This is a genomic window from Cryobacterium sp. TMB1-7 (assembly GCF_004402435.1).
GTDB lineage: Bacteria > Actinomycetota > Actinomycetes > Actinomycetales > Microbacteriaceae > Cryobacterium > Cryobacterium zongtaii.
Map to the genome: position 1 here is coordinate 110,432 of NZ_SOFZ01000033.1, position 25,990 is coordinate 136,421.

Here is a 25,990-nt window from a genome sequence, read left to right on the forward strand (position 1 = left end):
GAGCCTTCACGATACCGGGTGGTCCTGAGCGACCTCTGTCCCCGCGCGGGGCGACCCTAAGCGAGAATGGGGAGGCGGTTCGCTCAGAGCGGGCCGGCAATCACCCCTGCGGGCGCGCACAGTGACGACCGTCACATCCTGATCAGGGCGAGAAAAGGGCAAACTGTTGCTGAAGTCGAGATTCGTATGGCCCGCCATTGTGGTCGTCGCCGTACTGGTCGGGGCTGCCCTGCCGTTGCTGGTCAACCGCGGCTACTACTTCATCGACGACACCCAGTCGGGTGCCTTCGGGCAGTGGTACGAGATCGGCACCCGCATTCTCGAGGGCAACTGGTCGCTGATCAACCCCCTGGTCTGGCAGTCCGGCAACTATCTCGCCGAGGGCGCGTGGGGGATCTTCAGCCCGGTCCTCTGGCTGATCGGCATCTGGTCGCACTGGGCGGGCAACGCCCTGATCTTCTCCACTGTCGTCAAGGTCCTCTGCCTGGTCGCGGGTTCGCTGGGCGCGTACCTGCTGGCCCGCACCTTCCAAGCCGGCCGCGGCTGGGCGGCGGCCGTCGCCGTCGCGCTGCCGTTCACGGGCGTGACCTTCTACCTGGATGCGACCACCTGGGTCAACGGTCTGCTGGCCTGGAGCATGTGGGCTCTGGCCTGGGCGCTGACTCGGCGGGCCGTGTTCTCGGCCAAGTCGCCCACCCTGGCGTTGCTGGCCTGCATCGGCACCGTCGGTATCGGCTACGTGCACGCCACCATCTTCCTGGCCGTGGCCCTGGCGGCCACGATTGCCGAGGCGTTCATCGCCCGGCACCGGGCATCCATCGTGCGCGCCTTCCTGATCGCCACCGGCGCCGGACTGTTCGCCGTCATCGTGCACCTGCCGGGGCTCCTGACCGCGGGAACGTCCGGGCGTACCAAGGGCGTCGTGAACACCGGGCTCCTGACGGTGGACTTGAGCGGCCTGGTGGCGGCGAACACGCCCGTCGGGATTCCGCAGGTCGGCTTCTTCGGTGCCTTCTTCCCGTCGGCGCCGCTGGTCTATATAAGTTGGATGCTCCCGCTGTTCGCGTTCGTCGCGTGGAAGCGGTTGATGCCGGTGCTGGCCACCCGGCTGAGCGTGGTGATCTTCTTCGGCGTCGCGCTGATCGGTGTGCTGCTGCCCAGCGACGTCGGGCCGCTCCGCATTCCGTTGCGGATGATGCCGTACCTGGCGATCGCGGTGCTCCTGATCCTGGCTATCGGGCTGTCTCTGGCCAGGGTCGAGGTGATCTCCCGCCGGCGCTTCCTGGCCGCCTGCGCGTACACCCTTTTCGGCGCCATGCTGACGGTGTTCCAGGGTCCGCAGTACGCCGGGGTGGTGGCCCTGGCCACCGTCGCTGTTCTTGTCGTGCTCTGGGTGTTCTACCGGATCACCTCTCCCGGCGGGCTGCCGGGACTCTCCGCACCGTTGCGGGACCGGGCGCGCGCCTCACGCGTCTGGCTTCTCCCAGCCCTGGCGGTGATCGTGACCCTCGGCGTGATCTACCCCCAGCACATCGTGCACACCAGTGGTCCGCTGCTGAACTACCAGGTGCCGAGCTCGGTTCAGAGCTATCGGGACCTGCTCACCGACGCCGAGGGAGATGTCCTCGTGGTCGGCGGACCGCAGAACGGTGCGATCCAGCCGGGCGACTGGGCTGAAACCACGGTGGCCAACCTCTGGTACATCCCGGAGGCCCCCGTGCAGAACGCCTACACCTCGGTCTTCTACCCCGGCTACGGCGATGCGCTCTGCATGGCTTACCAGGGTGTCACCTGCGCGGACCTGCTACCGAAGCTGTTCACGGCGGGCATCGACACCGGCCAGAATCTCGTCGACGACCTGGGCGTCAGCTCGGTCCTGATCGTGAAGAGCTCGGTTCCGGAAGAACTCTGGGCCGAGACGCCCGACGGCTGGCACGTGGCCCAGGACACCGAACTGACCCGGCTGATCGTGCGGGACACCCCGGTGCCTGGCGCCGGCAGTGTCGTCTGGAGCTCTGACGACACCGAGGTGACGGTGCTCCACGAGGACGACATGGGGGTCTCCTTCCGTGTCGACGCCGTCGGCGAAGACGGCGGCCAGGTCGCCCTGAGCCGGATTTCGTGGCCGGGCTACGAGGTCGACGGTGGAAAGGTGTCGGACGAACTCGTCAATGGCTTCCTGATGGGCATCGACATTCCCGCCGATGCCGCCGGCGATGTCGTGACGGTGTCCTTCCGGGCACCGGGCTGGCCGGTCCAGATCCTCTCCGGCGTTCTGCTGGTTGTGCTCCTGCTCGGCTGGGGAGTGTTCAGGCTGTGGGGACGAGACCGGGCGGGCTCACAGCGGGCGCGACCGAACTGGGTCAGGGAACTCCGCGAACCACTGAAAGTTGAGAAGTCATGACGAAGACGCCTGCCGAGAAGGTCGTGGTCGTGGTCGTGGCCTTCAACCGTCGCGACCTGCTCCTGGAAAGCCTGGCCGCACTGGCCGGTCAAACCCGCCGGCCCGATGAGGTCCTGGTGATCGACAACGCCTCCACCGACGGCACTGCAGAGGCCGTCCGCTCGGCGCACCCCGAGGTGACCCTGGTGGTGCTCGACCGGAACACCGGCGGGGCCGGCGGCTTCACCGCCGGCCTGGCGGAGGCCGTCGGGCCGCTCGGCGCGGACCTGGTCTGGTTGATGGACGACGACACCGTGCCCACCGAGACCGCACTCGCGGAGCTCCTGACGGCGCGCGCGCACGCTCCGGCGTCCACCAGGATCCTCGCGTCGACAGTGCACTGGACCGACGGCCGGGAACACCCGATGAACATGCCACGGGCACGGCCGTTCGCCGCGCGCCGATCCCTGGAGCGCGCCCGCGAGTTCGACTGCTACCCGGTTCGGTCGGCGTCGTTCGTGTCGGTCATGATCGACGCGCGCGCGGTCGCCGAGCACGGTCTGCCGGTAGCCGGGTACTTCCTCTGGAACGATGACTTCGAGTACACCGCCCGGATCCTGCGCGGGTCGACGGGATACCTCAGCCGACGCAGCATCGTGGTGCACAAGACCAAGGTCTTCGGCTCGACGAACATCGACCCCGGGCCCCGGTTCCGGCTGGAGGTGCGCAACAAGTTGTGGCTGCTGCGCCTCTCGCCGGCACTGTCCCCCTTCGAGCGGGTGCTCTACGCCGGAGCGACGGCCCGCAGTTGGATCAGTACTTTCGTGCATTCCGCAGACCGGGCCACGCTCCGGCACGGCCTCCGGGAGGGCCTGCGTGAAGGCCTCACCACCCGACCGGCCACGAACGCCCAGGTGCTGGCCGGGTTCGGCCGGGTGAGCGAGTCCGTCCAGGCGGCGGAGGCCGGTCCGGCCAGGGCCTCGTCGTGACGAGCCCCGGACTGCCCTTCTCCCTGCTGCTGCCCGTCTACCTGGGGGACCGACCCGAGTACTTCACCCGGGCGTTCTCCAGCGCCGTCACCGACCAGACCCGTCGCCCGACCGAGGTGGTTCTGGTACGGGACGGCCCGATCAGCCCGGCACTGGCCGAGGCCATCAGCACGGCCATCGACGCTTCCCCGGTGGAGGTTCGCCGGGTCGACCTGGACGTCAACGTGGGTCTGGCCGTCGCGCTGACCCGCGGGCTGGCCGCCTGCCGGTTCGACGTGGTCGCCCGAATGGATGCCGACGACATCTCGCTGCCGGAACGATTCGCCCGGCAGCTGCCCGCCATCGAAGCGGGCTGCGACCTGGTCGGAACGGGCATGCTCGAATTCAACGAGCTCGACAAGATCCTCGGCCGCCGGGTTCCGCCGGTCGGGCAGGCCGAAATCAGCCGTCAGGCCAGATTCCGCGACCCGTTCAACCACCCCACCGTGGTGTATCGCAAGTCGGCGGTCGAGGCCTCAGGCGGCTACCGCCATCTTCCGCTGATGGAGGACTACTGGTTGTTCGCGCGAATGATCATGGCCGGCGCCACCGTGCGCAACCTGCCCGAACCGCTGGTCATGTACAGGGTCGACTCCGGTGCATACAACCGGCGAGGTGGCCTGTCCCTGTTCCGCAGCGAGCTGGCCCTGCAGCGCCGACTGCTGGCGGACGGGTTCGTCACGCCCGGCCAGTTCCTCCGCAACGTGATCGTGCGCGGCGGGTATCGCTTCGTTCCGGTCGTCATCCGACGAGCCGTGTATCGCCGAATGGCCGTGAGCAAGCACACAGACACGCCCCAGTAGGATCGAAGTTTGGTCGAACTGGCCGGCTGTAAGTGAGGATGGGTGTTATGAACGTTGACCTTGTGGTTGTCGGAGCCGGTTTCTTCGGCCTCACCGTGGCAGAGCGCTGCGCCAACGAATTGGGATTGCGGGTTGTCGTCATCGACAAGCGCGACCACATCGGTGGCAACGCATACAGCTCGGTCGAGCCCGAGACCGGAATCGAGGTGCATCGCTACGGCGCCCACCTCTTCCACACCTCGAACAAGGTGGTCTGGGACTACGTCAACAGGTTCACGTCCTTCACGGCCTACCGGCACCGGGTGTACACCACCCACAAGGGTGAGGTCTTCCCGCTGCCGATCAACCTCGGCACCATCAACCAGTTCTTCCACAGCGCCTACTCGCCCACCGAGGCCCGCGCGCTGATCAGCGAACAGGCCGCGGAGGGTGAGCTCGCCACGGTGAGCAACCTCGAGGACAAGGCCGTCGCCCTGATCGGCCGTCCCCTCTACGAGGCGTTCATCAGGGACTACACCGCCAAGCAGTGGCAGACCGACCCGCGGGAGCTGCCCGCAGAGGTCATCAGCCGCCTGCCCGTGCGGTACAACTACGACAACCGGTACTTCAGCGACACCTATGAGGGACTGCCCGTCGACGGGTACACGGCCTGGATCGAACGCATGGCCGATCACCCCAACATCGAGGTGCGGCTGTCCACGGACTTCTTCGACCTCGACCAGGAAATCAACATCCGCGACACCGTCGGCACGGTCCCCGTCGTCTACACCGGTCCCGTCGACAGGTACTTCGACTACTCGGAGGGGCCGCTGTCCTGGCGCACCCTGGACTTCGAGGAAGAAGTCATCCAGACCGGTGACTACCAGGGCACACCGGTGATGAACTACGCGGACACCGACGTCGCGTACACCCGCATCCACGAGTTCAAGCACTTCCACCCCGAGCGGGACTACCCGAACGACAAGACCGTGATCATGCGGGAGTTCTCGCGCTTCGCCGAGGAAGCCGACGAGCCCTACTACCCCGTGAACACCGCTGCAGACCGCGAACGCCTGCTGCGCTACCGGGAGCGCATCGCCGAGCAGCCCAACGTGATCTTCGGCGGCCGACTGGGCACCTACCAGTACCTCGACATGCACATGGCGATCGGTGCCGCACTGTCCACCTTCGAGAACAAGCTCCGTCCGCTTTTCGCGACGGACGCCACGGCCTGACCCGGTCGTGGGCCACACGGAAGGCTGACGTGTCCGGAACCTCCCTCGCCGACACTCCGGTCGGCGCCGCCCCCATCAGGCAGATCCATGCCCTGACCGGTGTGCGGATCCTTGCCGCGCTCTGGGTGGTGCTGTTCCACATCCGGTTCAGCATCGCCGCAGAGTTCCCCGCGGTGTACGCCGCCTTCGCTCCGATCATCACCCACGGCGACTACGGCGTCGACCTCTTCTTCATCCTCAGCGGTTACGTCATCACGCTGAACTACGGGCGCAAGATGGGTGGCTCCCTCGACCGTAAGGCGAGCGTCAAGTTCTGGTGGGCCCGGCTGTCGCGCATCTGGCCGGCGTACTTCGTCATGCTGGCCTTCGTGTCGGTCTGGCACGGCAGCTTCCTGATCTTCGGCGCCACCGACCCCGTCGCGCCGCGTGACTTCAGCGTGTGGAGCTTCCTGCGCCAGTCGACCCTGGTCGTGCAGTGGACCGAAGCCGACTTCAACCGGCTGACCTGGAACGGCGCCGCCTGGTCGGTGTCGGTCGAAGCCCTGGCCTACCTGCTGTTCCCGATCCTCGCCCTGCTGTTGTTCCGCCTGTCGCGGGTGCTCGGAACCCGCGGCCTCGGCATCCTCGCTGTCGTCACGGTGATGCCGGTGGTGCTCTTCGCCCTCGCCCTCGGATCGTTGTACGCCCCCTGGATGTGGCTGATCCGCATCCTCTGCGAGTTCGTGGCCGGCGGGTTGCTTTTCTACGCTCTCGAACGGGTGCAGAACCGGCCCGGTGCTCAGCGCATCGCCAACTGGCTGGCACCCGCACTGATCGTGGTGGTGCTGATCGTGGCCTACCTGCTCAACGGCAGGGTCAACGAGCGGTGGGGAGTGCTCGTGGTCCCCGCGTTGCTGGTCTTCGTCGGTGCGATCGTGGTGGGCCGCAAGGGCCTGATGAGTCTCCTCGGGCACCGCTGGCTCGTGATCGGCGGCATGGCGTCGTACAGCGTCTATCTTGTGCACATGCCGCTGATCGAAATTGTCTGGACGGCCCAGGAGAGGCTCCCATTCCTGGCGCAAGGTACACTTGCTAGCAAGATCCTCATCTTCCTGGTCCCCGCGCTTGCCACGATCTTCGGCTTCGCCCTGTGGAAGTGGGTCGAGGAACCGGCCCGCCGCGCCATGCGACGCATGTCCCTCCAGAACATCCCCGAACGCGCCGTTGACGACGTGCCCATCAAACAGGCCGGCATCGAGGCACCACGTGCTTGATCCGGTCGGCTGCGGGAGTCGACGGTGCCACCGGGCATCGACTCCTGCCAGCCAAGCGAAGTGAAAGTACCCTCTTCACCATGTCTGACCTTCTCTCGACGGCCTTCGGTCGTCCCGCACTGTTCACCGCCGACCTCTCAGCCCCGGCGGCGGAGAAGCTCGGGTCTGCGCTGACCGAGCGGCAGCTGGCGCTGCTGGTCTCCGCGACCAACTTCCACGCCCTCGACAATCCGGGCGCCCGCCTGCGCATCGTGGTGCACATCAACCGCCCGGGCCTCGGGGCGCACCTGACGGATGCCGGCACCCGGCACGAGAAGGTCACCGCCGAAGCGACCAGAGTGGCCGAGTTCACCATCGTGAGCACCGTGGCCGGCTCGCCGCACCCGCACTACACCCACACCCGCAAGAGCTGGCTGACCGACCCGGAAACGGGGGTTCGCAACATCGTGATCGACGCCGAGCGCGAACCCGGATCCACCGCGACCGTCGGGCGGGCCAGCCTGTACTGGCGGCTGCGCGGCGGCATCGAACGGCGGTACCCGTTCGAGTACGACCGGCTGCGGCAGTGGCTGCTGCGCGGACGTGAGTCCTCGCTGAACTCCACCGTCGTGGCGCGCCGCGTTGTCGACCTGACCGGCGTGCCGACCGGCGGCACCGCGACCGACCTGGAACCCGCCGTCATCATCGGCCTGCACTGGCTCGAGCTGGGCGGTGCAGAGCGCTGGGCAATGGAGTCCATCGCGCTCGCCCGCAACAGCGGGCTGCGACCCATCGTCATCACCGATGTGCCCTCGACGCACCCGTGGATCACCAAGGCCGAGTTGGACGGTGCCATCGTTCTCACACTGACGCACCCGGTCAACCAGCCAGAGCACTCAGAACCGGTGCTGGAGGCCCTCGCCACGAACTTCGACGTCCGTGGCGCATTCGTGCACCACAGCCGGTGGCTCTACGACCGGTTGCCGTGGCTGCGCAACCGCATCCCGGGGCTGCACGTGGCCACCACCCATCACATCCTCGAATACAACGGCGGTGGCTACCCGGCAATCGGCGCGGCCCTGGACGAGTTCATCGACGTGCACCACGTGATCTCGCCGCAGCTGCAGGACTGGTTCGTTCGGGTGCAGGGCGTGGACCCGGCGAAGGTGGCGGTGGCGCCCCTGATCGGTCTCACCACAACGGGGTCGGTCGCCGAGGTGGCGCGTGCGCGCGTCGATGAGTCGGTGCTGACTCTGGGCTTCATCGGCCGCTTCGCGGCGCAGAAGCGTCCCTACCTGTTCACCAAGTTGGTCAGGGAGCTTCAGGACGTCGAGGGGCTGACCATCCGGGTGGTGATCCAGGGTGGCGGCGAACTCGAGCAGTTCGTCCGGCGGGACATCGACAGCCACAAGCTGTCCAGCCTGGTCGAATGGGTGGACGAGGGATCTCCGGTCAGCAATACCCTCGCCCGGATCGACTGCCTCGTCCTGAGCTCGCAGAACGAAGGACTCACCCTCACCACGCTGGAGGCCTTGGCAGCGGGTGTGCCCGTGATCTCCACCGACGTCGGCTCCCAGCGCACCGTCATCGTGCCCGACGCCCTGGTGTCCCGCGACCCCGGCCTGTTCCTGACCGAGGCGAGCGAAATCGTCACCCGGATGGCCGGCTCAGAGGATTATCGAACAGACGTCTGGCGTCGAGAAGTCGCCCTGGCCCAGGAATTCACCGAGTATGAAAGCGCCCACGATTGGGCCGGAAAGCTGTTCGAGTTATGGATCAAGTAAGCGCCGTCGTCGTCACCTTCAACAGGCTCGCGAAGCTCAAGACGGTGATCGCCTCCATCGAAGCCCAGACCTTCGCGCCCACCCGCCTCATCATCGTGGACAACGCGTCGACCGACGGCACCGCGGAGTACCTCGGTCAGCTGACGACCAGCATCCCGCTCGAGGTGATGTCTCTGCCCACGAACACCGGTGGGGCCGGCGGATTCTCGGCGGGCATGGAGCGCGGCTATCAGCTCGGCGCCGATTTCGTCTGGATCATGGACGACGACTGCTACCCGCAGCCCGACGCCCTCGAGAAGCTGCGTGACGGCTTCGTCGCCGCCGTCGCCGAGCTCGGCCCCGAGGTGCCGTTCTCCTGCTCGCTGGTCAACTACATCGACGGCGCCATCTGCGAGATGAACAACCCTGAACCCACCTGGGACTGGGCCAGGCTCGTGTCCAAGGGTCAGCGTTCGGTGACGGTGAAGAGCTGTTCCTTCGTGTCGGTGCTCATTCCCCGTTGGGTGATCGAGAAGCACGGCCTGCCGTACTCCGAGTACTTCATCTGGTTCGACGACCACGAGTACACCCTGCGCATCACCCGAGCCTGCCCGGGTGTGCAGGTCCTCGACAGCGTTGTCGTGCACGACATGGGCGACAACAAGGGCGTCAACTTCGGCTTGATCGATGACGCCAATGCGTGGAAATTCGCCTACGGCATCCGCAACGAGGCGTCCTTCAGGCTGCACCACCAGAGTCTCTTCGCTTACCTGTACCTGTGCGCCCGGGTGGCCCTGATGATGCGGCGGGGCCGGGTCGCCGGCAAGCTGCAGCGCCGGATGTACGGTCGCCTGCTGGCCGGAATCCGGTTCAACCCGGCCGTCGTGTTCCCCCGGACGTCGCCTCAGTAGGTCTGACGCGTTCGTCGCACGGTCCGCACTGCACAGACGAGAGCCCCGGCTGGATATCCAGCCGGGGCTCTCGTGCGCCTGCGTGGGGCTAGGCGGCGGCAGTGGAGCGGCGGCGCAGTCGGCCGACCGAAACGAGTAGCGTCCAGATCAGGATGCCCGCCAGCGCGGTCAACCAGGCGGTCACCTCGATGGCCCAGCCCGGCGGCTGGAAGGTGACGGTGACGACCTCGCCGACCGACGACTGCGGAATATCCACCCCAAGGAGGAAACCGTCCACAGGCGCCGTGCTGAGCGTGGCGTTCTCGGCCGAGTATCCGGGCCAAGCCAAGCGGCTCAGGGCCACCGTGCCCCCGTCAGCGGGCGCTGAGAGCACCTTCATGGTGACGGAGGTGTCCGTCTGGGACAGGGTCTCGACGCTGGTGCCGTCGCTGCTCCACACCACGTCACCGGCGGAACCGACGGGTTCGTCCCGGCTCCAGACCACGGTCAGTCCGGTGTCGCGCTCGATGCTCCACCCGGCGGGGGGTGTGCGCCATTCGTCGTCGTCGTCGAACGCGGCCTTGAGAATCTGGATGTTGTCGATCGAGAGCTGGTCCACCAGGAGCAGCCCCGTCGCCTCGCGCGGCTCGAAGAGGGTGGTGAGCAGTTCGGGGCAGGTGCCGCCCAGGTATTGCAGGCAGAGCGCCGAGTTGTACGCGGCGAACCCGATGAGCTGGTAGCGGTTCTGCACCTGGGCCGGGCTGAGGTACCACATGTTGGCCATCAGCGTCTCCCGCCAGGCCGCGGGGTCGGCCCCGTAGATGAGGGGGTCGCCCACTACGATCACGTCGCCTTCGATACCTTCGAGCACGCCCTTGGCGATGCTCGTGTCGGCGGGCACGTTGTTCATCGACAGCGGGCTTGAGCGCGTGTCGTAGTGCTGGGCAGCCGTCAGCACCAGGCTGACGGCGACGGCGACGGCGGCCACGGTCGGCCAGACCGAGCTGTGTTCGGGGCGCCGGCGCATCAACCACCAGATTGCGCCGAGACCGAGGATGGCCACCAGGCCGCTGAAGATGAGGGCGAGATAGTGCGGCGGAAGTTGGGCCCAGGACAGGTAGACCGCGGCAATGATCACGGCGGCGGCGCCGAAGATCCGGTTGCGGCCCGGCCGGGGCACGCCAGCCCGGCTGAGGGCGACCACGGTGAGGACAATCAGGGTGAGGGCGAAGTACGGCATGAAGCGCACCGGATAGCGCAGCGGCCCGATCACGGTCGGCAGGAGCACGTAGAGCAGGGACAGGCTCATCACGATGGTCAGGTCCCGCACCTGTGCGCGGTTCTGCAGGGCCTTGCGCCAATCGACGAAGAACAGCACCGGCAGGAACCAGGCGATGTAGACCACCGGGCTGGTCGCGGTGGGCCCGGACCACCACCAGGAACTCACCTGCGGGTAGCCCGTGGCGATGGTGGAGCTGAAGATGCCGCCCAGGTCCACGCTCATCATGCCGTCGTTGCCGACGATGTTCACGGCACGGTTGGTGACCGACCCCGTCAGCGCGCCGGGCAGGAAGACCGTGACGGCCACGAGCACCAGCGCGACGCCGACGCCGACGACGCGCATGGCTTTGGCCCAGTGCCGGCGGATGAGGCAGTCGACGCCGACGGCGAGAAGCACGAAGCCGATGGCGAAGACACCCTGCACGTAGCCGACGGTGACGATGAGATAGCCGACCAGGAAGGCGGGCAGCGGGTTCGCCGAACGCTGGGTGAGCCGCCGCAGCGCGACCCAGAAGTAGGGAATCAGCGCCCAGACCAGCAGACCGGTGACCCAGGATGGGGCATCGAAGTAGATGGTGAAACCGTTGAGGGTGACGGCGAAACCCGCCACGTAGGCCAGTGGCGGAGCGGCACGGTAGGACCGGGCCAGCAGGTACACGCCGCAGCCCGCGATGATCAGGAGCAGCACCTTCAGAACTGTCATGAACAGCACCGCGTTGGTGCCGAGGTACGCGCCGACGCCGATGAGCATGATCAGCGGGTTCCAGGTGCCCCACTGACCCTCTGCCAGGTAGTTGCCGCTTGACCATACCGACGGGTTGAGGACCGGGAGTTTTCCGGCCAGGAGATTCTGTCCGATGTGGTACCAGACGCCGAAGGCGCCGTTCTCCGAGTCGTCCTGGAAATAGAACCGTCGGTTCCAGATGAGGGGAACCAGTGCGAGCACACCGACGGTCAGAGCGGTCAGCGCCAGCCACTTGAGATCGGCGAGCCTGTGCGGGCCGGTGCGGTTCATGGCGGAGGTGTCTTTCGTCGAGGTGGTCGGCAGGGGAGGGACTGACATCAGTCAGTGACCAGCGCGTCAGGGGCGACGGGTGCGGCTTCGCCGTTCCGTGCGACGGCGAGGTACACGCCGTGCAGGAGAACGCCGGCGGCCGGTCCGACGAGCAGCGCGAGCATGGTGCGCTCGAGGAAGTCGACGGGCAGCAGCAGGCAGACCACGGTGGTGAGGGCGGCGACGACCCAGCCGGCGGTGAAGGCGCTGTGCGCGTTGCGGGAGAGCACCGCGGGAGCGCTCACGCACAGCGCACCGACGAGCGCGGAGGAGGCCACGAAGGTTGCGATGACCCAGCCCTCTGGCACGCTTTGGCCGGGGAAGAGGAAGGCGAACACGGCGGGACCGGCCAGGAAGCCGAGGACGGCCAGGACGGCGCCCAGACCCAGGACCAGGGCCTCGAGCTGCAGCAGCGATCGCCAGAACCGGTCCAGTCGACCGCGGAAAAAGACGATGAGGAAGCTCTGCAGGGCCATCCCCACGACGATCAGCGGAGCCCGGGTCAGGGTGGCCGCGAGAATGACGAGGCCGAGTTCGGCGGCGGGCACCGCCGGTGAGGTGAGGCTGAGCACGAGCGGGAACCCGCTGACCATCAGGCCCATCGACGCGGCTGCGACGATAGTGCGCACGACGTTCCAGGTGAGAGCAGGCAGCGCGACGTCCAGCTGGGTCTTGCCGACGACGCGGGACCTGGCGAAGGGCCAGATGGCCAGCACGGTGACGGGGAACGGGATGGCGACAGCCCACGCGAGCGGAACTGAACCGGGCAGGAAGGCCAGCGCGATCCCGATCAGCACCAGCCGCAGCACACCTTCAACGACGATCAGGCCGAAGAGGGCCTTCCAGTGGCCGATGCCGTAGAGCGACCCGGCCAGCACCGCGAGGGGCACATAGGAGGCGGCGCCGACCGCCAACGGCACGACCAGCGACCAGCCGTCGGTGGGGAAGACCTGAGCCTGCCAGAGCGGGGCGGTGCCCAGCACGAGCGCCAGGACGACCAGGAACGCGGCCACAGCGAAGACGCCTGCTCGGTTGCGGTAGCTGGTGTTGCCGGTGTCGCGCGGATGCGTCGCCCTGGTGACCTCCTGCTGGATGCCCGAGAGCGCCGCGGCGACGAGGAAGATGAACGACCAGAACACGGCGAACACGGCGTACGGGCCGACGCCGATCACGGCGGGCACCAGCCAGGTGATGACGTACCCCGCGATGCCCACGATTCCGGTGGCCGCGACGATGAGGATGAAGCCAGAGGACTTCTGGTCTGCTTCCTCGTCGGCGCTCTGGGCCGTCACAGCGTTACGCACCGTTCCCTTGCATCGAGGCGACAGCGTCGTTGACCGCGCCGTCGAAGCAGACCTTGCCGTCGCGCAGCACGATCCCCCGTTTGCAGACCTGGGTGACCATATCGACATCGTGGCTCACCACGAGCATGGTCTTACCCTGATCGGTGAGCTCTTGGATCTTCTTCTTGCACTTCTCGCGGAAAGGGGCGTCACCGACGGCCAGAACCTCGTCGACCAGCAGGATGTCCAGTTCGGTGTGGATCGCCACGGAGAACGCCAGCCTGACGAACATGCCCGACGAATAGTGCTTGACCTCGGTGTCGATGAACTCGCCGATCTCGGAGAATTCGACGATGTCGTTGAACCGGCGGTCGATCTCGTCCTTGTTCATGCCGAGAATCGCGGCGTTCAGGTACACGTTCTCCCGGCCGGAGAGATCGGGGTGGAACCCGGCACCGACCTCGATCAAGCCGGCGACCCGCCCGCGGGTGAGGATCCGGCCGGAGTCGGGTCGCATCACCCCGGAGATGAGCTTGAGCAGGGTGGACTTTCCGGAGCCGTTGTAGCCCAGCAGGGCCACGGATTCGCCCTCCTGAACGGTGAAACCGATGTCGGAAAGCGCGGAGAAACTTGTCGTCGTCTTCTTCTTCTGAAGCTTGGCGATGAACGATTCCTTGAACGAGTGGGTGTGCCGAAGGATGAAGGTCTTGTCGACGCCGTCGATGATGATGCGCGGCAAGGCCGGATCAGAGGTTCTGGGCAAAGTGCCCCTCCAGACGCTTGAAGACGAGTTGCCCGATAGCAAGGATGATGAGCGAAATCAGCAGGCCGATCAGGCTGAACGCGGCCAGGTGCGGCGGCTGGGGCAGGGAGCCCGTTGTGGTGCTGAACCAGAAGCCGGCGTGGAACAACTCAACTGCGGAGGTGAGCGGATTGGAGAGGTAGAGGTTGAAGACCCAGGGTGAGACCTTGTCGGCGACCATCGTCCACGCGTACAGCACCGGGGAGGTCCAGGTCGCGAAGAGGAGGATCAGTTCGACGAGGTTCTGCGCGTCGCGGAACGCCACGTTGATGGCCCCGAAGAACAGTCCGAGACCGATGGCCAGGGTGACGACGATGAGCATGCCGAGGATGATGCTCGCGATGCCGACCAGGGTGGGTACCCAGCCCGCGAACAAACAGACGACGACCAGGATCAAGACCTGCGGGAGGAAATGCACGAAGGCGACGATCACGGCAGAGATCGGGAACAGTTCCCGGGGCAGATAGATCTTCTGCACCAGGGCGGTGTTGTCGACGATCGACCTGGTCGCGTTGCCGAAGGCCTCGCCGAACAGGTTGATCGCGATCATGCCGGAGAAGAGATAGATCGGGAAGTTGTCGATCCCCTTGTTGAGCCCGAGGAAGAACCCGAAGACCAGGTAGAACACCAGGAACTGGGCGGCGGGCTTGACGTACGACCACACCCAACCGAGAACCGAGCCGTGATAGCGGGTGAGGGTGCCCTTCCGGATCAGCAGCCGCAGAAGGTACCGGTACGACAGGGCGTCGATGATTCCGCGGCTGTGGCCGGGGACCGTGAACTCGCTCAGGTCAGCAGGAAATTTTTGACTCACTCGAACTGGTTCCGATCACTTGACTGCGTCAGGGACTGTGTGCTCTCTCCCGCGCGGGGCGGCCGGAGAGCTCGCAAGATTGTAGCTGCACTTGTTCAGCGGATGGTGCGGGCGGCGGGCCTGGCGAGCCGTAGCGCATCCGCGGATTCGTGAAATGCCAGCTTAGACTTCTCAGTCCCCGCTCCTGAAATCCCGTTATAGGGGGAAGCGCGGATCTCGATCGCCCGCTAAGTTCACCGACACAGCATCACACGTGGCACCGGAAGGGCGAGCCAGTGGACTCTGAACGGTCGGCGGGGACATCCGTACGCGGGTGGCTGGCGTGCGGCGCGAGTGTTCTGGTGGCGGTGGCCGTGTTCGCGGCCACGCAGGCCGGCATGTACCTGGCGAATCCCGGCTGGTCGATTAACCGGTTTCGTGCCTTCTTCGAGCACGATCAACTGGGCTACCTGGCAATTGTCACGAACTTTTCTGAGGGGCAGTTCCAGGACGTCGAGCCGGACACCGAGACCGGGTCGAACACGTACCCGCGGGCGTACTACGAGTTCGCGGGACTGGTAGCGCGGGCGTTCGGGCTGACGCCGATCACCGCGTGGAACATCACCGGCCTGGTGGCGCAGCTGGTGCTGGTCGCCGTGCTCGCCACGGTGCTCATTACGGCCGGAAACCGGTGGTGGATGGGCCTATTGGCCCCGATTCCGTTCCTGCTGGGAACCTTCGCAGCGTTCCAGGGCGACGGCTGGTACACCGAATTGGCGTCCCACGCCGTGCTCTGGGGTCCGTTCGCGGTGCTGCATCCGCTCAACGGTGAAGCCGTCTCCCTGTCGATTGCGGGGATGGTGCTGCTCAGTCTCGGCTGGCTCTGGTGGCGGCCGCACGGACAGCGCGTGCGCCTGTTCGGCACCATCGGGCTCAGCCTGGTGATCGGTCTGCTCGCAAACGTGCAGACCTACTCCTTCATCGCCGCGGTGTATTTCCTTGCCGGGGTCCTCGCCGTGCTGGCTATCGTCAGCGGGCGCTGGCTGATTCTCGCTGTTGTCAGCATCGGCCTGATCCCGGTGCTCTTCGTCTGGGGTCCGCGGGTCGCCGCCGAGTTCGGCCAGCTGCCCGCCCTCGTGTTCGGACTGCTGCCGATGGCGCCCGGATTGGGGGTACTGATTGTGCGAACGAGGGGGGTCGTCGTGCTGTTTTTCGGTGCCGCGGCGCTCGGGGCCTCGCCGCAGATCGCTGCGACGGTCGGCGGGCTGGCCGCTGGTGACCCGTTCCTGTTGTACAGGGTTGCGTCGAATTCCCAGCTCGGGGTGCCGGCAGCCGCGGGCCTGCTGGGCGGCACCGTTCTGATCGTGCCGCTGGTCGGGATCGCGATCGCGGGCCTGATCCGGCGGCGACCCGAATGGGCCGCCTACGCGCTGGGCGGCGCGACGGCCTGGCTGCTGCTGGCGTCGAACGACCTGTGGGGCGCCAACGCGGAACCGTACCGGCTGTGGATCGATATGTTCTTCCTTATTGCCGCCACCATCCTTCCGGTGCTGGTGCTGGCGGCGAGGGACCTTCGGGCCCTATCGGTGGGTCGGTGGGTGGGCCTGGCCGGGTTCGCGGTGGTGGCCGTGCTGGCGTTCGTGTCGATGGGGGACTTCGTCCGCTTCGCCGGCGCGTTCCAGGCCAGGGCTCTCATGGACACGGACTCCGACCGGTACCGGGTTGCGGCCGGCCTCGCGAGGGAATCGGCTTCGGAGAGTCCGGGGACGCTGCTTATCGTGGGCCCGTGCCTGGATCCGCGGGTCGTGAAGGTCACCGCGGGGGTCCCCATCGCGTACTTCCACTACGGGATGGCGTGGCCGGAGGATTTCGGCGCGGTCAACGCCATCGTCGCCGCGGGAGGAGCCCTCGACCCGGTGGCGGCCCGGCAGGCGAGCGCGACCCTGGTGCTGACCGATGGGCGCTGCTCGAATGATTGGGCCGCACGGTACGCCGACATCCTGGTGCCGCAGTCGAGCGGGTCCTATGTCGCATCAGACGGTACGACCGCCACGCTGACCATCTCCACCATCCGCTGACCCGTGGGGGAGCCGGGCAGATCAGATCAGATCAGTTCGTTGCGCGGGCTGGGCGATAGCAGTCGGCGCCAGCTCTGGCCCTGCGCGGCCTTGACGGAGCAAATCAACAGCAGGAGCCAGCCGAACTCGACCAGCACGGTGCTCTCGGCCGCCGAGGTGACCAGAAGCACCACCAGGACCAGCGGCGACCAGACGTACACCACGGGCTTCTTGTTCGAGGCGAGCAGCCACGACCTGATGAAGGCCAGTGCCACCAACACCACGAATGAGAGGAACCCGACCAGGCCGACCTGGAAGTACACGTCGAGGAATGCGTTGAGGGCGGAGGAGTGCCGGCTACCGGTGACGAAGTCGAGCCAGCCGTACGGACTGACGTTCTGTGGCCAGATCCCGGTCCAGCCCCAACCCTCGAGTGGATGGACCTCCACCAGCCGCCACATCTCGCGCCACAGCGATGACCGGGTCTCGAATTCACTGCCGGCGTTGAGCAGGTCGATGATGCCGGTGCGGCCGACGAAGGCGAACAGGGCAGCGAGCACCGTGGCGCCGAGCAGACTCAGCTGCAGCAGCCAGCGGTCCTCGGCTCGGGTGCGGCGCAGCCAGTACAGGGCCAGCGCGGCGATGCCGACGGCGCTCGCCACGACGACGAACACCGGGGAATGGGTCAGGAGCAGGCCGAGCAGGGCCAGCGCTATCGAGGCGGCGGCGCGGCCCGGTCGTACGGAGCGGGACCGCAACTCGATGATGAAGCTGATCGCGGCGATCAGGGATACCAGGCCGAGGGCGTTACGCGACCCGAAAACGCCCTGGATGGGGCCGAGCATGGTGATGTTGCCCTGCACGCCGAGGAATGCGATCGGAAGATCCAGGAGCAGTCCGGACAGCACTTCGAGGGCCAGGGACAGCCCGAGGAGCAGCCTGAGCACATCGCCGGTGGCTCGAACGATCTGAATGGTGTCGCGCACCAGGGCGACGTAGATCGCCAGGAACGCGAAGGCCAGCTGGTAGGCGACGCCGCTGACGGTCTGCAGCGCATACCCGCTCCACAGCACCGACAGTGCGCACCAGACCAGGAAGACCAGGATCGACAGGGGCAGCAGGCCGTGCCACTCAATGCTCTGGCGCCGGGCGATCATGGAGGCTGTCGCAAGCACGACCAGACACACCAGTGCGGCGAGCAGGCCCGGCCAGCCCATCAGGCTGCGCAGCAGGTGTGTTGAAAAGGCGAACCCGAGGATCAGGTGAGTGAGGGTTGCGCTGAACCGCGGCGATGCGAGCACCGCGGTGATGGCGTCAGGAACGTAGGGGGGCCGTGCGGGGCCGGTCATCGCCGGCCCAGGCCGAGCAGCTCCGCGTCTGCGCCGGGACGCTTGGACCGCACGGCCAGGATCACGAGAAGCACCCAGCCGGATTCGACGAGGATCCGGCTTTCGGCCAGGCTCTGCGCGAGCAGCGCCACCGTGAGCAGGAGGGGCAGGATCGAGGAGACGGCGTAGGTTTCAGTGTCGGCGATACCCAGGCGGGGCCTGTCGACGGCCAGGAACCAGGACCGCCACAGGGTCGAGAGGGTGAGCGCGGCGAAGATGATCAGGCCGAGGATGCCCAGTTGGAGCCAGACATCCAGCCAGGCGTTGTGGGCCTGCAGATATTGCACGCCTTTGCGCACCGCGAGGCCGTCGAATGGTTCGACCCACGGTACCCAGTAACTCACCCAGCCCCAGCCCACGAGGGGGCGTTCGCCGGCGAGATCGATGACCCGGCCCCAGATGTCGAAACGTCCGGTCAGGTCTTCGCTCTTGCCGAGCATCGAAAGCAGTGTGGGCGAGAACGCGACGAGCCCGACCACCACGGCGGCCAGGACCGCGGCGGCGCTCAGGTAGAGCGGGCGCCGGCCCATCGGCGGCAGCCGGCGGGCCCACAGCGTGAAGAGCAGGGCGATGGTGACGGCGAGGAGGGCGACGGACACTGTGGCCGACCGGGTCAGCCACAGCATGATGAGGGCCACGGTCACCCAGGCGATGCCGCGGCCGCGGGCCACGGTGCCGGCGAAGAGCTGCACGGCGAAGACGATCAGTGCCAGCAGGGCGATGAAGCCGAGCAGGTTGCGGCTGGCGACGATGCCCTCGATCGGGCCGCCTTCCAGCAGCAGTCCGCGCGACCAGTAGAACGCGGCCGGGATCTTGCCGGTGTATTCAACCCAGAACGGGAGCACCGCGTGGCCGATGAACACGGCGACGACGATCTCGAAGAGTATCGAGAGGCCGAGGATCCACCGCAGAGCGACCGCGAGTGTGCACAGGAGCTCGGCCCAGGTGAGGCACAGCGCCAGGAACAGGGCGGTGATCGTGGTGATCCACTGCAGGGTGATACCGATCGCGCTCGCCCCTGGATATGCCGACCAGGCGAGGGACACCGTGGCGACGAGCATGAACGCGGCCAGGGACTTCGGGAAGCCGCGCCAGGTCCACTCGGGCTTCAGGGAGACGAGGAGACCGATGCTGCCGACCAGAATGAACACGGCGATGGCGCCGAAGCCCCACCAGCCGAGCAGGTTTCGCCAGAACTGGCCGGCCAACACGCTGAAGAACACCAGGGTCGCGAACAGGCGAACTGTGAGGCGGCTCTGAACGGCGGGCATGTGTCTAGGGTACTGGGGCGACCTCCTCTCAACCTGCCCCCATCTTCTGATACCCTCAGGGGTATACCGTCGTGCCCCGCTCTCCGTTCCGAAGGGACCCCACATGACCGACATCTCGGTTACCGAACTCGCAGCCCTTTCCGATCCCGTCGTGGTCGATGTGCGCGAACCCTACGAATTCGAGGCCGGTCACGCGGCCGGTGCCATCCCCATTCCCCTGGGTGAACTGAGCGAACGGCTGGACGAGGTACCGCGGGACAGCCCCGTCTACGTCATCTGCGCAGCCGGAGGCCGAAGCCTGCAGGGCGCCGCATTCCTCGAACGCAACGGAGTCGAGGCCGTCAACGTGACCGGCGGCATGAACGCCTGGCAGCAGGCCGGCCTGCCCACGGCGCTGGACGGGATCCGGTCATGACCGAGTCGACTCCAGTGGCGACGGTCGTGACCGACGACCAGCGTGCCGTGAACCAGAAGAAAGTGCTCAACCGGCTGCGTCGCGCGCTGGGGCAGCTGAGTGCGGTCATCACTGCCGTCGAGGCCGGCGGTAGCTGCAAGGATGTCGTCACACAGCTGGCCGCGGTGTCGAGCGCTCTCGACCGGGCCGGGTTCACGATCGTCTCCTCGGCGATGCGGGATTGCATCGCGGACCCCGACAACGCCGAATCACTCACCGTGGACGAGCTGGAGAAGCTCTTCCTCGCCCTGGCCTGACCTGACCTGACCTGGCCCGGCGCCCACGAGTCGAGGTGCCGTGGCTACTCGTTTTGTCGTCGGGTTTTGGGGTCGTGGGCGCGGTGCTGGGGTGGTTTTCGCCAGGTTCCGGTGGGGTCGATCCAGTGGGGGGCTTTGACTTCGGGCATGCCCAGGACCATGCGGATGTGCCACCCGGAGGTGTCGATGTTGTGGTGGTGATGCCAGCACAGCAGCACCCCGTTGCTCACGTTGGTGGGGCCGCCGTTTTGCCACGGCTTCACGTGGTGGACTTCGGTCCATTGCGGTGGGCAGGTGCAGCCGGGGATGATGCAGCCGCCGTCTCGGGCGGTGATCGCCCTGCGTTGCAGCGGCGTGAAGCAGCGGACCTTATCGCCCAGGGCGAGGACGGCGCCGGTGCCGCCGAAGAAGATCGGCCGGAAGCCGCCGTTGTCGACCATCTGGTTGATCGTCTTCATCGAGATCGGCCCCTCGACGCCGTCGATCCAACCGACCCCGACCCCGTTGATCAGGTCGGTTGCGTTCACGTGCACCATCACCGTCGGCGGCATCCCGCCCATGGTCGGGGTGCGGGGGTCTTGGGCGACCTGGACCAGGATGCCGCGGAGAATATCGGCGCGTTTCTGACCGCCGTCGCGTTCGTCGAGGATCTCGCCGGGCACGAGTTCGCCGGCCTCGATACGCTGCTGCTCCTCCGCGGACGGGAACGCGGGAGCGCTGCGCGCGGACTGGAAGGTGTTGAACAGGTTCTGCATGATGCCCTTGAGCTCCGGCGTCACCCCGCCGCGCAACGGATGCAACCCCTGGGCGAGCTTGCCGAACGAGAACGTGGACTTCGCCTCGAGGATCTCCGCGGTGGGCGCGGCCCCGTCCGGGTTCAACACCGCCTGCCACGTCGCCGCCATCTCCCGAATCCGGTCCGCCGGGAAGGTGAACCCCGCCGACGCACCCAAACGGCGGACCGGGCCGGTGCAGACGGCGTCGTCGGCTGTGTCGCCGGGTCCGGGGGTGCGGCCGAACACGGACCCGGTCGCGGACTCCACCAGCTCGGCCTCACCGCCGTCCACCAGCAACTGGTCCGCGTCGAAGCGGCCGTGCACTTTGTAGTCGGCCAAACCCTTCACGATGTTCTCCGCCGCATCAAGACCGATCTCCCCGGCCGCCAAGGCTGCGGCAACGAACGGGAACTCGGGCTCGAGGACCGTGCCGCCCAACATCCGCGGAGCGACCTTCTCACCCAGGCTCACGCGTCGTTTCATCTCCGGCACCGACGTGCCGGTCAGCCCGATCAGCAGATCATTCTGGTGCGACGCCCCCAACCGCCAGGCCAGCGACTCCGTGCCCAGCCCGCGGCGGGACCGGTAACCCACCACGATCGCCGTGCTAACCCGGGCCGCATCCACCGGCCGACCGGTGCGCTCGACCATCTGCGTCAACGCGACCACCTCCGGGTCACTCAACGCGTTCACGTCAATGGAGTCCATCACCGCCATCACCGTCCGCGCCGCATCATCCAGGGCCTGGAGCTTCTGACCGAACGCACCGGTATGAGCGCGCTGCACCCCCAGCAGCTCGGCCGGATCCCGCCACTCGGGCCGAGGCTTCGACCGACCTCGAGTGCGGCCGGCAGCTCCACCTGCAGCGGCGGCCTTCATGTCGGTGGTGCCGCTCAGACTATGGACATCCGGGCCTGTGAGGGGATCCGGACCGGCCAGACCGGTGTTCCAGTCGTGCAGGTTCGACCCGGTGGGAGTCGTTCCCGTCAGTGCGGTGGAGCCACTATCCAGCTCGTCGTCCATACCCCCATTCTCTCACGAATCGCACCTATATGCGAGGAAATGTCAGCAAGTTTCGGAACGGATATCGAAAACATTTCCGCACTGCACAGGATGGCTCGCGGGGTCTCGACAGGCTCGACCGACGGGACGGGCACGTTGTCGGGGACGGGTTGCGGGGTCTCGACAGGCGCCCGTCGGCGGCGGCGGGGCTAGTTGAACCCGGCGCCGCCCTCGGCGAGGAAGGCGAGCCGGCGCAACGTCTCTTCGTTTCGGATCTTGATGGCCGGTTCACGCAGGAAGGACGGGACGAACCGGGCGGGGCCGGCGGTGGCGTCCTCCGTGATGCGTACGACGCATCCGTCGCCGCGAGCCTTCACATCCAACGCCACGTGGGCCTCACCGAGCGGCCAGCCACGGGCCTTGAACAGCGCGTGCCGGGGTGGATCCCACTCCAGAACCGACGTGGTGTCGTCGATCAGGGCGGGCCAGACGCCTACAGAGTGGTAGATGACGCTTCCTGCGATCGGCCACGCCGGGTCGACGTCCCGCATCCGGGAGGCCCCGACGACCCAGCTCGGGTATAACCAGCCGTCCGCCAGAACGGCGAAGACGCTTTCGGGCGGGCAGTTCATGGTGCGATGGTTAACGGCCACGGTGTCACCTATTCCTGATTGGTCGGGGAGAGATCGGGGGCGGTGCGCACCCCAAGGTCGTGACGAAGAGCGCTGAGGGCGGCGTGCCAGCCGGCCAGGCCGTGCACGCCCGGGCCCGGCGGTGTGGACGACGAGCAGAGGTAGACGCCGTCCAGGGGAGTGCGCCAGGGGTCCGGCGAGAGAACCGGCCGCCGCACGAGTTGGGTCATGCTCACCTCGCCGGCGGAGATGTCGCCGCCGATGTAATTGGGATTGTGCGCTTCCACGCTGGACGCGCTGCGAGCGGCGCTGGCCAGGATGGTGTCGCGGAACCCTGGAGCAAAGCGCTCGATCTGGCGCACGATCGCCTCGGTCTGGTCGATGGCGGAGCCGCGCGGAACATGGGTGTACGCCCAGAGGGTGTGCTGACCGGCCGGGGCGCGACTGGGGTCGAGGCCACTGGGCTGGGACACGAGAACGTAGGGTTCCTCGGCGTGCCGGCCGCGCGCGACGGTGTTCTCGGCTCGCCGGATCTGCGCCCGGGTGCCGCCCACGTGCACGGTGCCCGCCGCCCGCAGTCCGGCCGCCTGCCACGGCACCGGGTCGGACAGCGCGAAGTCGACCTTGGCGACGCCGTTGCCGTATCTGAAGGCGCGCAGCCGCCGCGCGTATGCGGCGGGCAGCTCGCCCTCGGCGAGGCGCAGCAGCGCCCGGGGCGTCAGGTCGAGCATCACCACGCGGGCCGGCGGCAGGTCGCTCAGCCGCCGCACCTCGGTTGACGTGACGATCTCGCCGCCGTGGGCGAGCAGGTCGTCGACCATCGCGGTCACGATCGCGCCACTGCCGCCGACGGGGATCGGCCAGCCGCCCGCGTGTGCATAGGTGGCGAGAGTGAGGCCTGCGCCGGCGGTGGCGATGCTCGGCAGCGCCCTGATCGTGTGCGCACTGACGCCGGTGAGCAGGGCTGGCGCCGTCTCCCCCGCGAAGCGCAGGTCCCAGAGGGGGCTGCCCTGCTCGAGAGCCCGCAGACCGAAGCGCAGCGCGGTTTCCGGATGCCTCGGCAGCCGCAGGAGCTGCGCACCGGTGAACTCCGCCACCCGCTCGGAGTGTGCCACAAGGGGAGCGAACAACCGAATCCAGGCCGCGCCGTCCCGGCCCAGCTCGGCGGCGGTGCGTTCCAGGCTGCGATAGGCCAGCCCGGCGGTGCCGCCCGGCAGCGGATGCCCGTAGGAGACCTCGGGGACGACAAGTTCGATCCGGTCCGCGAGCCCGAACCGCTTGAAGAACTCGGAGGCCAGCGCGAGCGGGTGCACGGCGGAACAGACGTCGTGGTGGAAACCCGGCAGGGTCAGCTCCGCGGTCTCGGCGCCGCCGCCGACGGTCGCGGACCTCTCGTAGACCCGCACCGAGAGGCCGGCCCTGGCCAGCGTGACCGCGGCAGCGAGCCCGTTGGGGCCGGAGCCGACCACAATCGCGTCCACCTCAGGCGCTCCCCGCCGCACGGTGACCATCTAACGGACCGTGGCCTGCGCCCGGCCGGAGCGGATCCTCGTGAAGCGACGCTGGAATCCCCACTGGGTGACCCGCAGCATGGCCTCGATCACGATGGCCTGGCTCATCTTCGACTCGCCGGCCTCCCGCTCGCGGAACTCGATCGGGAGCTCTACGACCGAGCGGCCCTGATCGAGCACCCGCAGGGTCATATCGACCTGGAAGCAGTAGCCCTTCGACGACACGTCCGCGAGATCCATCGCCGCGATCGTCGCCGACGAGTAGACCCTGAAGCCGGCGGTGACGTCCTTGAGCGAGAGACCGAGCACCAGGCGCGCGTAGGTGTTCCCGCCTCGGCTGAGCAGCTGCCGGTGCCGCGGCCAGTTGACCACGCTGCCACCGGGCACCCACCGGGAGCCGACGGCGAGGTCGGGGGCGCCGGGTTCGTCGGAGGCGACCCGGCCGATCATGTCGGGCAGGCGCTCCGGCGGATGTGAACCATCGGCATCCATCTCGATCAAGAACTCGTAGCCTCGCGCCAGTCCCCACATGAAGCCCAGCACGTAGGCGGAGCCCAGGCCGAGCTTGCCGGTGCGGTGTTCGACCTTGATGCGGTCGTCAGCCTCGGCCATCCGGTCAGCCAGGGCGCCGGTGCCGTCCGGGCTGCCGTCGTCGACAATCAGCACGTGTGCAGCGGGCGTGGCCGTCAGCAGGCGAGACACGATCTTTTCCAGGTTCTCGAACTCGTTGTAGGTCGGGATGATCACCAGACTTCCGGCGCCGCGGGCCGCTTCTGAGGTTCGCATGCGGGAGAGCTTAGTTCGCCAGTATGACTTTCTCGTCCGAAGTCCCGGTCAGGGCCAGCCGGACCCGCCCGGACCGGTCAGACGAACGCGGCCAGACCGGTGATGCTGCGGCCGACGATGAGGGTGTTCATCTCCTGGGTGCCTTCATAGGAGTAGATCGCCTCGGCGTCGGCGAAGAACCTGGCGATGTCGTAGTCCAGCACGATGCCGTTGCCGCCGAACAGTTCACGGCACCACGACACGGTCTCCCGCATCCGCGACGTCGTGTACGACTTCGCCAGGGCAGAGTGCTCGTCGCGCTGGGTGCCGTCGTCGAGCATCTGGGAGACCCGCACCACCATGCCCAGGCTGGCCGTGATGTTGCCCAGGCTCTTCACGAGCAGGTCCTGCACAAGCTGGTGGCCGCCGATCGGCTTGCCGAACTGCACCCGTTCCACGGCGTACGCCGCCGCGGCCTCGTAGGCGCCGATCGCCAGTCCCACGGCCGCCCAAGACACCTCGGCGCGGGTGAAGCGCAGCACCTTGGCGGTGTCGCGGAACGAGTTCGCGTTCTGCAGCCTGTTGTGCTCTGGCACCAGAACGTTCTCCAGCGTGATGTCGGCGTTCTGCACCGAACGCAGGCTGATCTTGCCCTCGATCTTGGTTGCCGTGTACCCGGCGGTGTCCGTGGGCACGATGAAACCCTTGACGGCGCCGTCCGCGGTGTCCTTGGCCCACACGATGGTGATGTCGGAGAAGGTCGCATTGCCGATCCAACGCTTCTGCCCGTTGAGCACCCAGGTGTCACCGTCCAGGGTCGCGGTCGTCCGCAGCCCCTGCGCGGAGTCGGAGCCGCTCAACGGCTCGGTGAGGGCGAAAGCGCCGACGACGTCACCCGTGGCCAGGCGCGGCAGCCAGAGGGCCCGCTGCGCCGCCGACCCGCAGGCGGCGATCGATCCGGCGACGAGACCGTTCTGCACGCCGACGAAGGTAGCAACGGATGCGTCCACCCGGGCCAGCTCGAGCGCCACGAAGCCACGGAACACCGCGGAGTTCGGGAACGGCCGGGTCTCCTCCCAGCCGAACGAATACGCGCCGAGGGCGCCGAGCGGCCTGATGATCTCGGACGGGAACTCGGCCCGCTCCCAGCATCCGTTCACGACGGGCCGCACATCCGCCTCGAGATACGAGCGGATGCGCGCGAGCGCGGCCTTCTCGTTCTCCGCGAGGAGGTTCTCGTACCCGAAGAAATCACTGCTGAGCGGTTCGAAAGTCATCTGGCTCCCTTGCACTAGATGCCGGCCGCGCGAGCGCGTTGACCGGGACGTTCAGCCTAGAACTCTGCGCCGGG

The 25,990-nt window shown here is 67.3% G+C and carries 21 protein-coding genes; 10 read left to right on the forward strand and 11 right to left on the reverse strand.

All coding sequences use genetic code 11. The annotated features are described in order from the left end of the window. The first annotated feature begins 166 nt into the window (after positions 1 to 166). The 7 genes from E3O60_RS17590 (at position 167) to E3O60_RS17620 (ending at position 9,334) form a co-directional block, all read left to right on the forward strand. Positions 167 to 2,404 carry a hypothetical protein gene (locus E3O60_RS17590; RefSeq protein WP_134481232.1) on the forward strand — a complete coding sequence of 746 codons (2,238 nt, stop codon included), beginning with the start codon at positions 167 to 169 and terminating at the stop codon, positions 2,402 to 2,404. Beyond that, on the forward strand, positions 2,401 to 3,372 hold the full coding sequence (locus tag E3O60_RS17595; RefSeq protein WP_088455276.1) for a glycosyltransferase: 972 nt from the start codon (positions 2,401 to 2,403) through the stop codon (positions 3,370 to 3,372). The genes E3O60_RS17590 and E3O60_RS17595 overlap by 4 nt, the downstream gene beginning before the upstream one ends. Next, entirely contained in the window at positions 3,369 to 4,214 is an 846-nt protein-coding gene (locus E3O60_RS17600) for a glycosyltransferase (protein ID WP_088455277.1), read from the forward strand. Before E3O60_RS17595 ends, E3O60_RS17600 begins: the two co-directional genes overlap by 4 nt. 47 nt (positions 4,215 to 4,261) lie before the next feature. After that, entirely contained in the window at positions 4,262 to 5,428 is a 1,167-nt protein-coding gene (gene glf / locus E3O60_RS17605) for a UDP-galactopyranose mutase (protein ID WP_088455278.1), read from the forward strand. Positions 5,429 to 5,457: 29 nt separating this feature from the next. Further along, positions 5,458 to 6,681, forward strand: a complete 1,224-nt coding sequence (locus E3O60_RS17610; protein ID WP_166789024.1) for an acyltransferase — start codon at positions 5,458 to 5,460, stop codon at positions 6,679 to 6,681. An 80-nt stretch (positions 6,682 to 6,761) separates the two neighbouring features. Continuing rightward, positions 6,762 to 8,444, forward strand: a complete 1,683-nt coding sequence (locus tag E3O60_RS17615) for a glycosyltransferase (protein WP_134498805.1) — start codon at positions 6,762 to 6,764, stop codon at positions 8,442 to 8,444. Then, positions 8,432 to 9,334, forward strand: a complete 903-nt coding sequence (locus tag E3O60_RS17620) for a glycosyltransferase family 2 protein (RefSeq protein WP_088455281.1) — start codon at positions 8,432 to 8,434, stop codon at positions 9,332 to 9,334. The genes E3O60_RS17615 and E3O60_RS17620 overlap by 13 nt, the downstream gene beginning before the upstream one ends. Before the next feature lie 88 nt (positions 9,335 to 9,422). Here the strand turns inward: E3O60_RS17620 and E3O60_RS17625 are convergent, their stop codons facing one another. From E3O60_RS17625 to E3O60_RS17640, 4 genes are read right to left on the reverse strand one after another with little or no spacing between them, the layout of a single operon-like run. Next, entirely contained in the window at positions 9,423 to 11,657 is a 2,235-nt protein-coding gene (locus tag E3O60_RS17625) for a hypothetical protein (protein ID WP_134498807.1), read from the reverse strand. Then, positions 11,657 to 12,940: a hypothetical protein gene (locus E3O60_RS17630; RefSeq protein ID WP_088455283.1), complete on the reverse strand. Its 1,284-nt coding sequence runs from the start codon at positions 12,938 to 12,940 to the stop codon at positions 11,657 to 11,659. The genes E3O60_RS17625 and E3O60_RS17630 overlap by 1 nt, the downstream gene beginning before the upstream one ends. 4 nt (positions 12,941 to 12,944) lie before the next feature. Beyond that, complete coding sequence (locus E3O60_RS17635) at positions 12,945 to 13,694, reverse strand: ABC transporter ATP-binding protein (RefSeq protein ID WP_088455284.1); 750 nt, start codon at positions 13,692 to 13,694, stop codon at positions 12,945 to 12,947. Further along, positions 13,678 to 14,547 (reverse strand): ABC transporter permease, encoded by an 870-nt coding sequence (locus E3O60_RS17640; RefSeq protein ID WP_174776281.1) that lies wholly within the window; start codon positions 14,545 to 14,547, stop codon positions 13,678 to 13,680. Before E3O60_RS17640 ends, E3O60_RS17635 begins: the two co-directional genes overlap by 17 nt. A gap of 275 nt (positions 14,548 to 14,822) precedes the next feature. On the opposite strand from E3O60_RS17640, the gene E3O60_RS17645 reads away from it, so the two are divergent. Next, the gene (locus tag E3O60_RS17645) at positions 14,823 to 16,604 is read left to right on the forward strand and encodes a hypothetical protein (RefSeq protein ID WP_134498809.1); all 1,782 of its coding nucleotides are present in this window, start codon (positions 14,823 to 14,825) and stop codon (positions 16,602 to 16,604) included. Between the two features lie 26 nt (positions 16,605 to 16,630). On the opposite strand, the gene E3O60_RS17650 is transcribed toward E3O60_RS17645, so the two are convergent. Both E3O60_RS17650 and E3O60_RS17655 read right to left on the reverse strand, forming a co-directional pair. Continuing rightward, positions 16,631 to 17,932: an O-antigen ligase gene (locus E3O60_RS17650; protein ID WP_134498811.1), complete on the reverse strand. Its 1,302-nt coding sequence runs from the start codon at positions 17,930 to 17,932 to the stop codon at positions 16,631 to 16,633. Continuing rightward, positions 17,929 to 19,242, reverse strand: a complete 1,314-nt coding sequence (locus E3O60_RS17655; protein ID WP_166789025.1) for an O-antigen ligase — start codon at positions 19,240 to 19,242, stop codon at positions 17,929 to 17,931. Before E3O60_RS17655 ends, E3O60_RS17650 begins: the two co-directional genes overlap by 4 nt. A 103-nt stretch (positions 19,243 to 19,345) precedes the next feature. Between E3O60_RS17655 and E3O60_RS17660 the strand changes: the two genes are divergently transcribed. Beyond that, on the forward strand, positions 19,346 to 19,657 hold the full coding sequence (locus E3O60_RS17660) for a rhodanese-like domain-containing protein (RefSeq protein WP_088457870.1): 312 nt from the start codon (positions 19,346 to 19,348) through the stop codon (positions 19,655 to 19,657). Next, positions 19,654 to 19,953 carry a metal-sensitive transcriptional regulator gene (locus E3O60_RS17665; protein WP_134498815.1) on the forward strand — a complete coding sequence of 100 codons (300 nt, stop codon included), beginning with the start codon at positions 19,654 to 19,656 and terminating at the stop codon, positions 19,951 to 19,953. Before E3O60_RS17660 ends, E3O60_RS17665 begins: the two co-directional genes overlap by 4 nt. A gap of 44 nt (positions 19,954 to 19,997) precedes the next feature. On the opposite strand, the gene E3O60_RS17670 is transcribed toward E3O60_RS17665, so the two are convergent. The 5 genes from E3O60_RS17670 to E3O60_RS17690 form a co-directional block, all read right to left on the reverse strand. Further along, positions 19,998 to 21,752 (reverse strand): HNH endonuclease signature motif containing protein, encoded by a 1,755-nt coding sequence (locus tag E3O60_RS17670; protein WP_134498817.1) that lies wholly within the window; start codon positions 21,750 to 21,752, stop codon positions 19,998 to 20,000. 188 nt (positions 21,753 to 21,940) lie between these two features. After that, entirely contained in the window at positions 21,941 to 22,384 is a 444-nt protein-coding gene (locus E3O60_RS17675; RefSeq protein WP_241983704.1) for an SRPBCC family protein, read from the reverse strand. Between the two features lie 8 nt (positions 22,385 to 22,392). Beyond that, positions 22,393 to 23,874, reverse strand: coding sequence for an NAD(P)/FAD-dependent oxidoreductase (locus E3O60_RS17680; RefSeq protein WP_134408692.1), 1,482 nt, complete (start codon positions 23,872 to 23,874; stop codon positions 22,393 to 22,395). Next, the gene (locus E3O60_RS17685) at positions 23,875 to 24,660 is read right to left on the reverse strand and encodes a polyprenol monophosphomannose synthase (protein ID WP_088455292.1); all 786 of its coding nucleotides are present in this window, start codon (positions 24,658 to 24,660) and stop codon (positions 23,875 to 23,877) included. A 77-nt stretch (positions 24,661 to 24,737) separates the two neighbouring features. Then, a complete protein-coding gene (locus E3O60_RS17690) occupies positions 24,738 to 25,916 on the reverse strand; it encodes an acyl-CoA dehydrogenase family protein (RefSeq protein WP_088455293.1) in 1,179 nt (392 codons plus the stop codon). Positions 25,917 to 25,990: the final 74 nt, after the last annotated feature.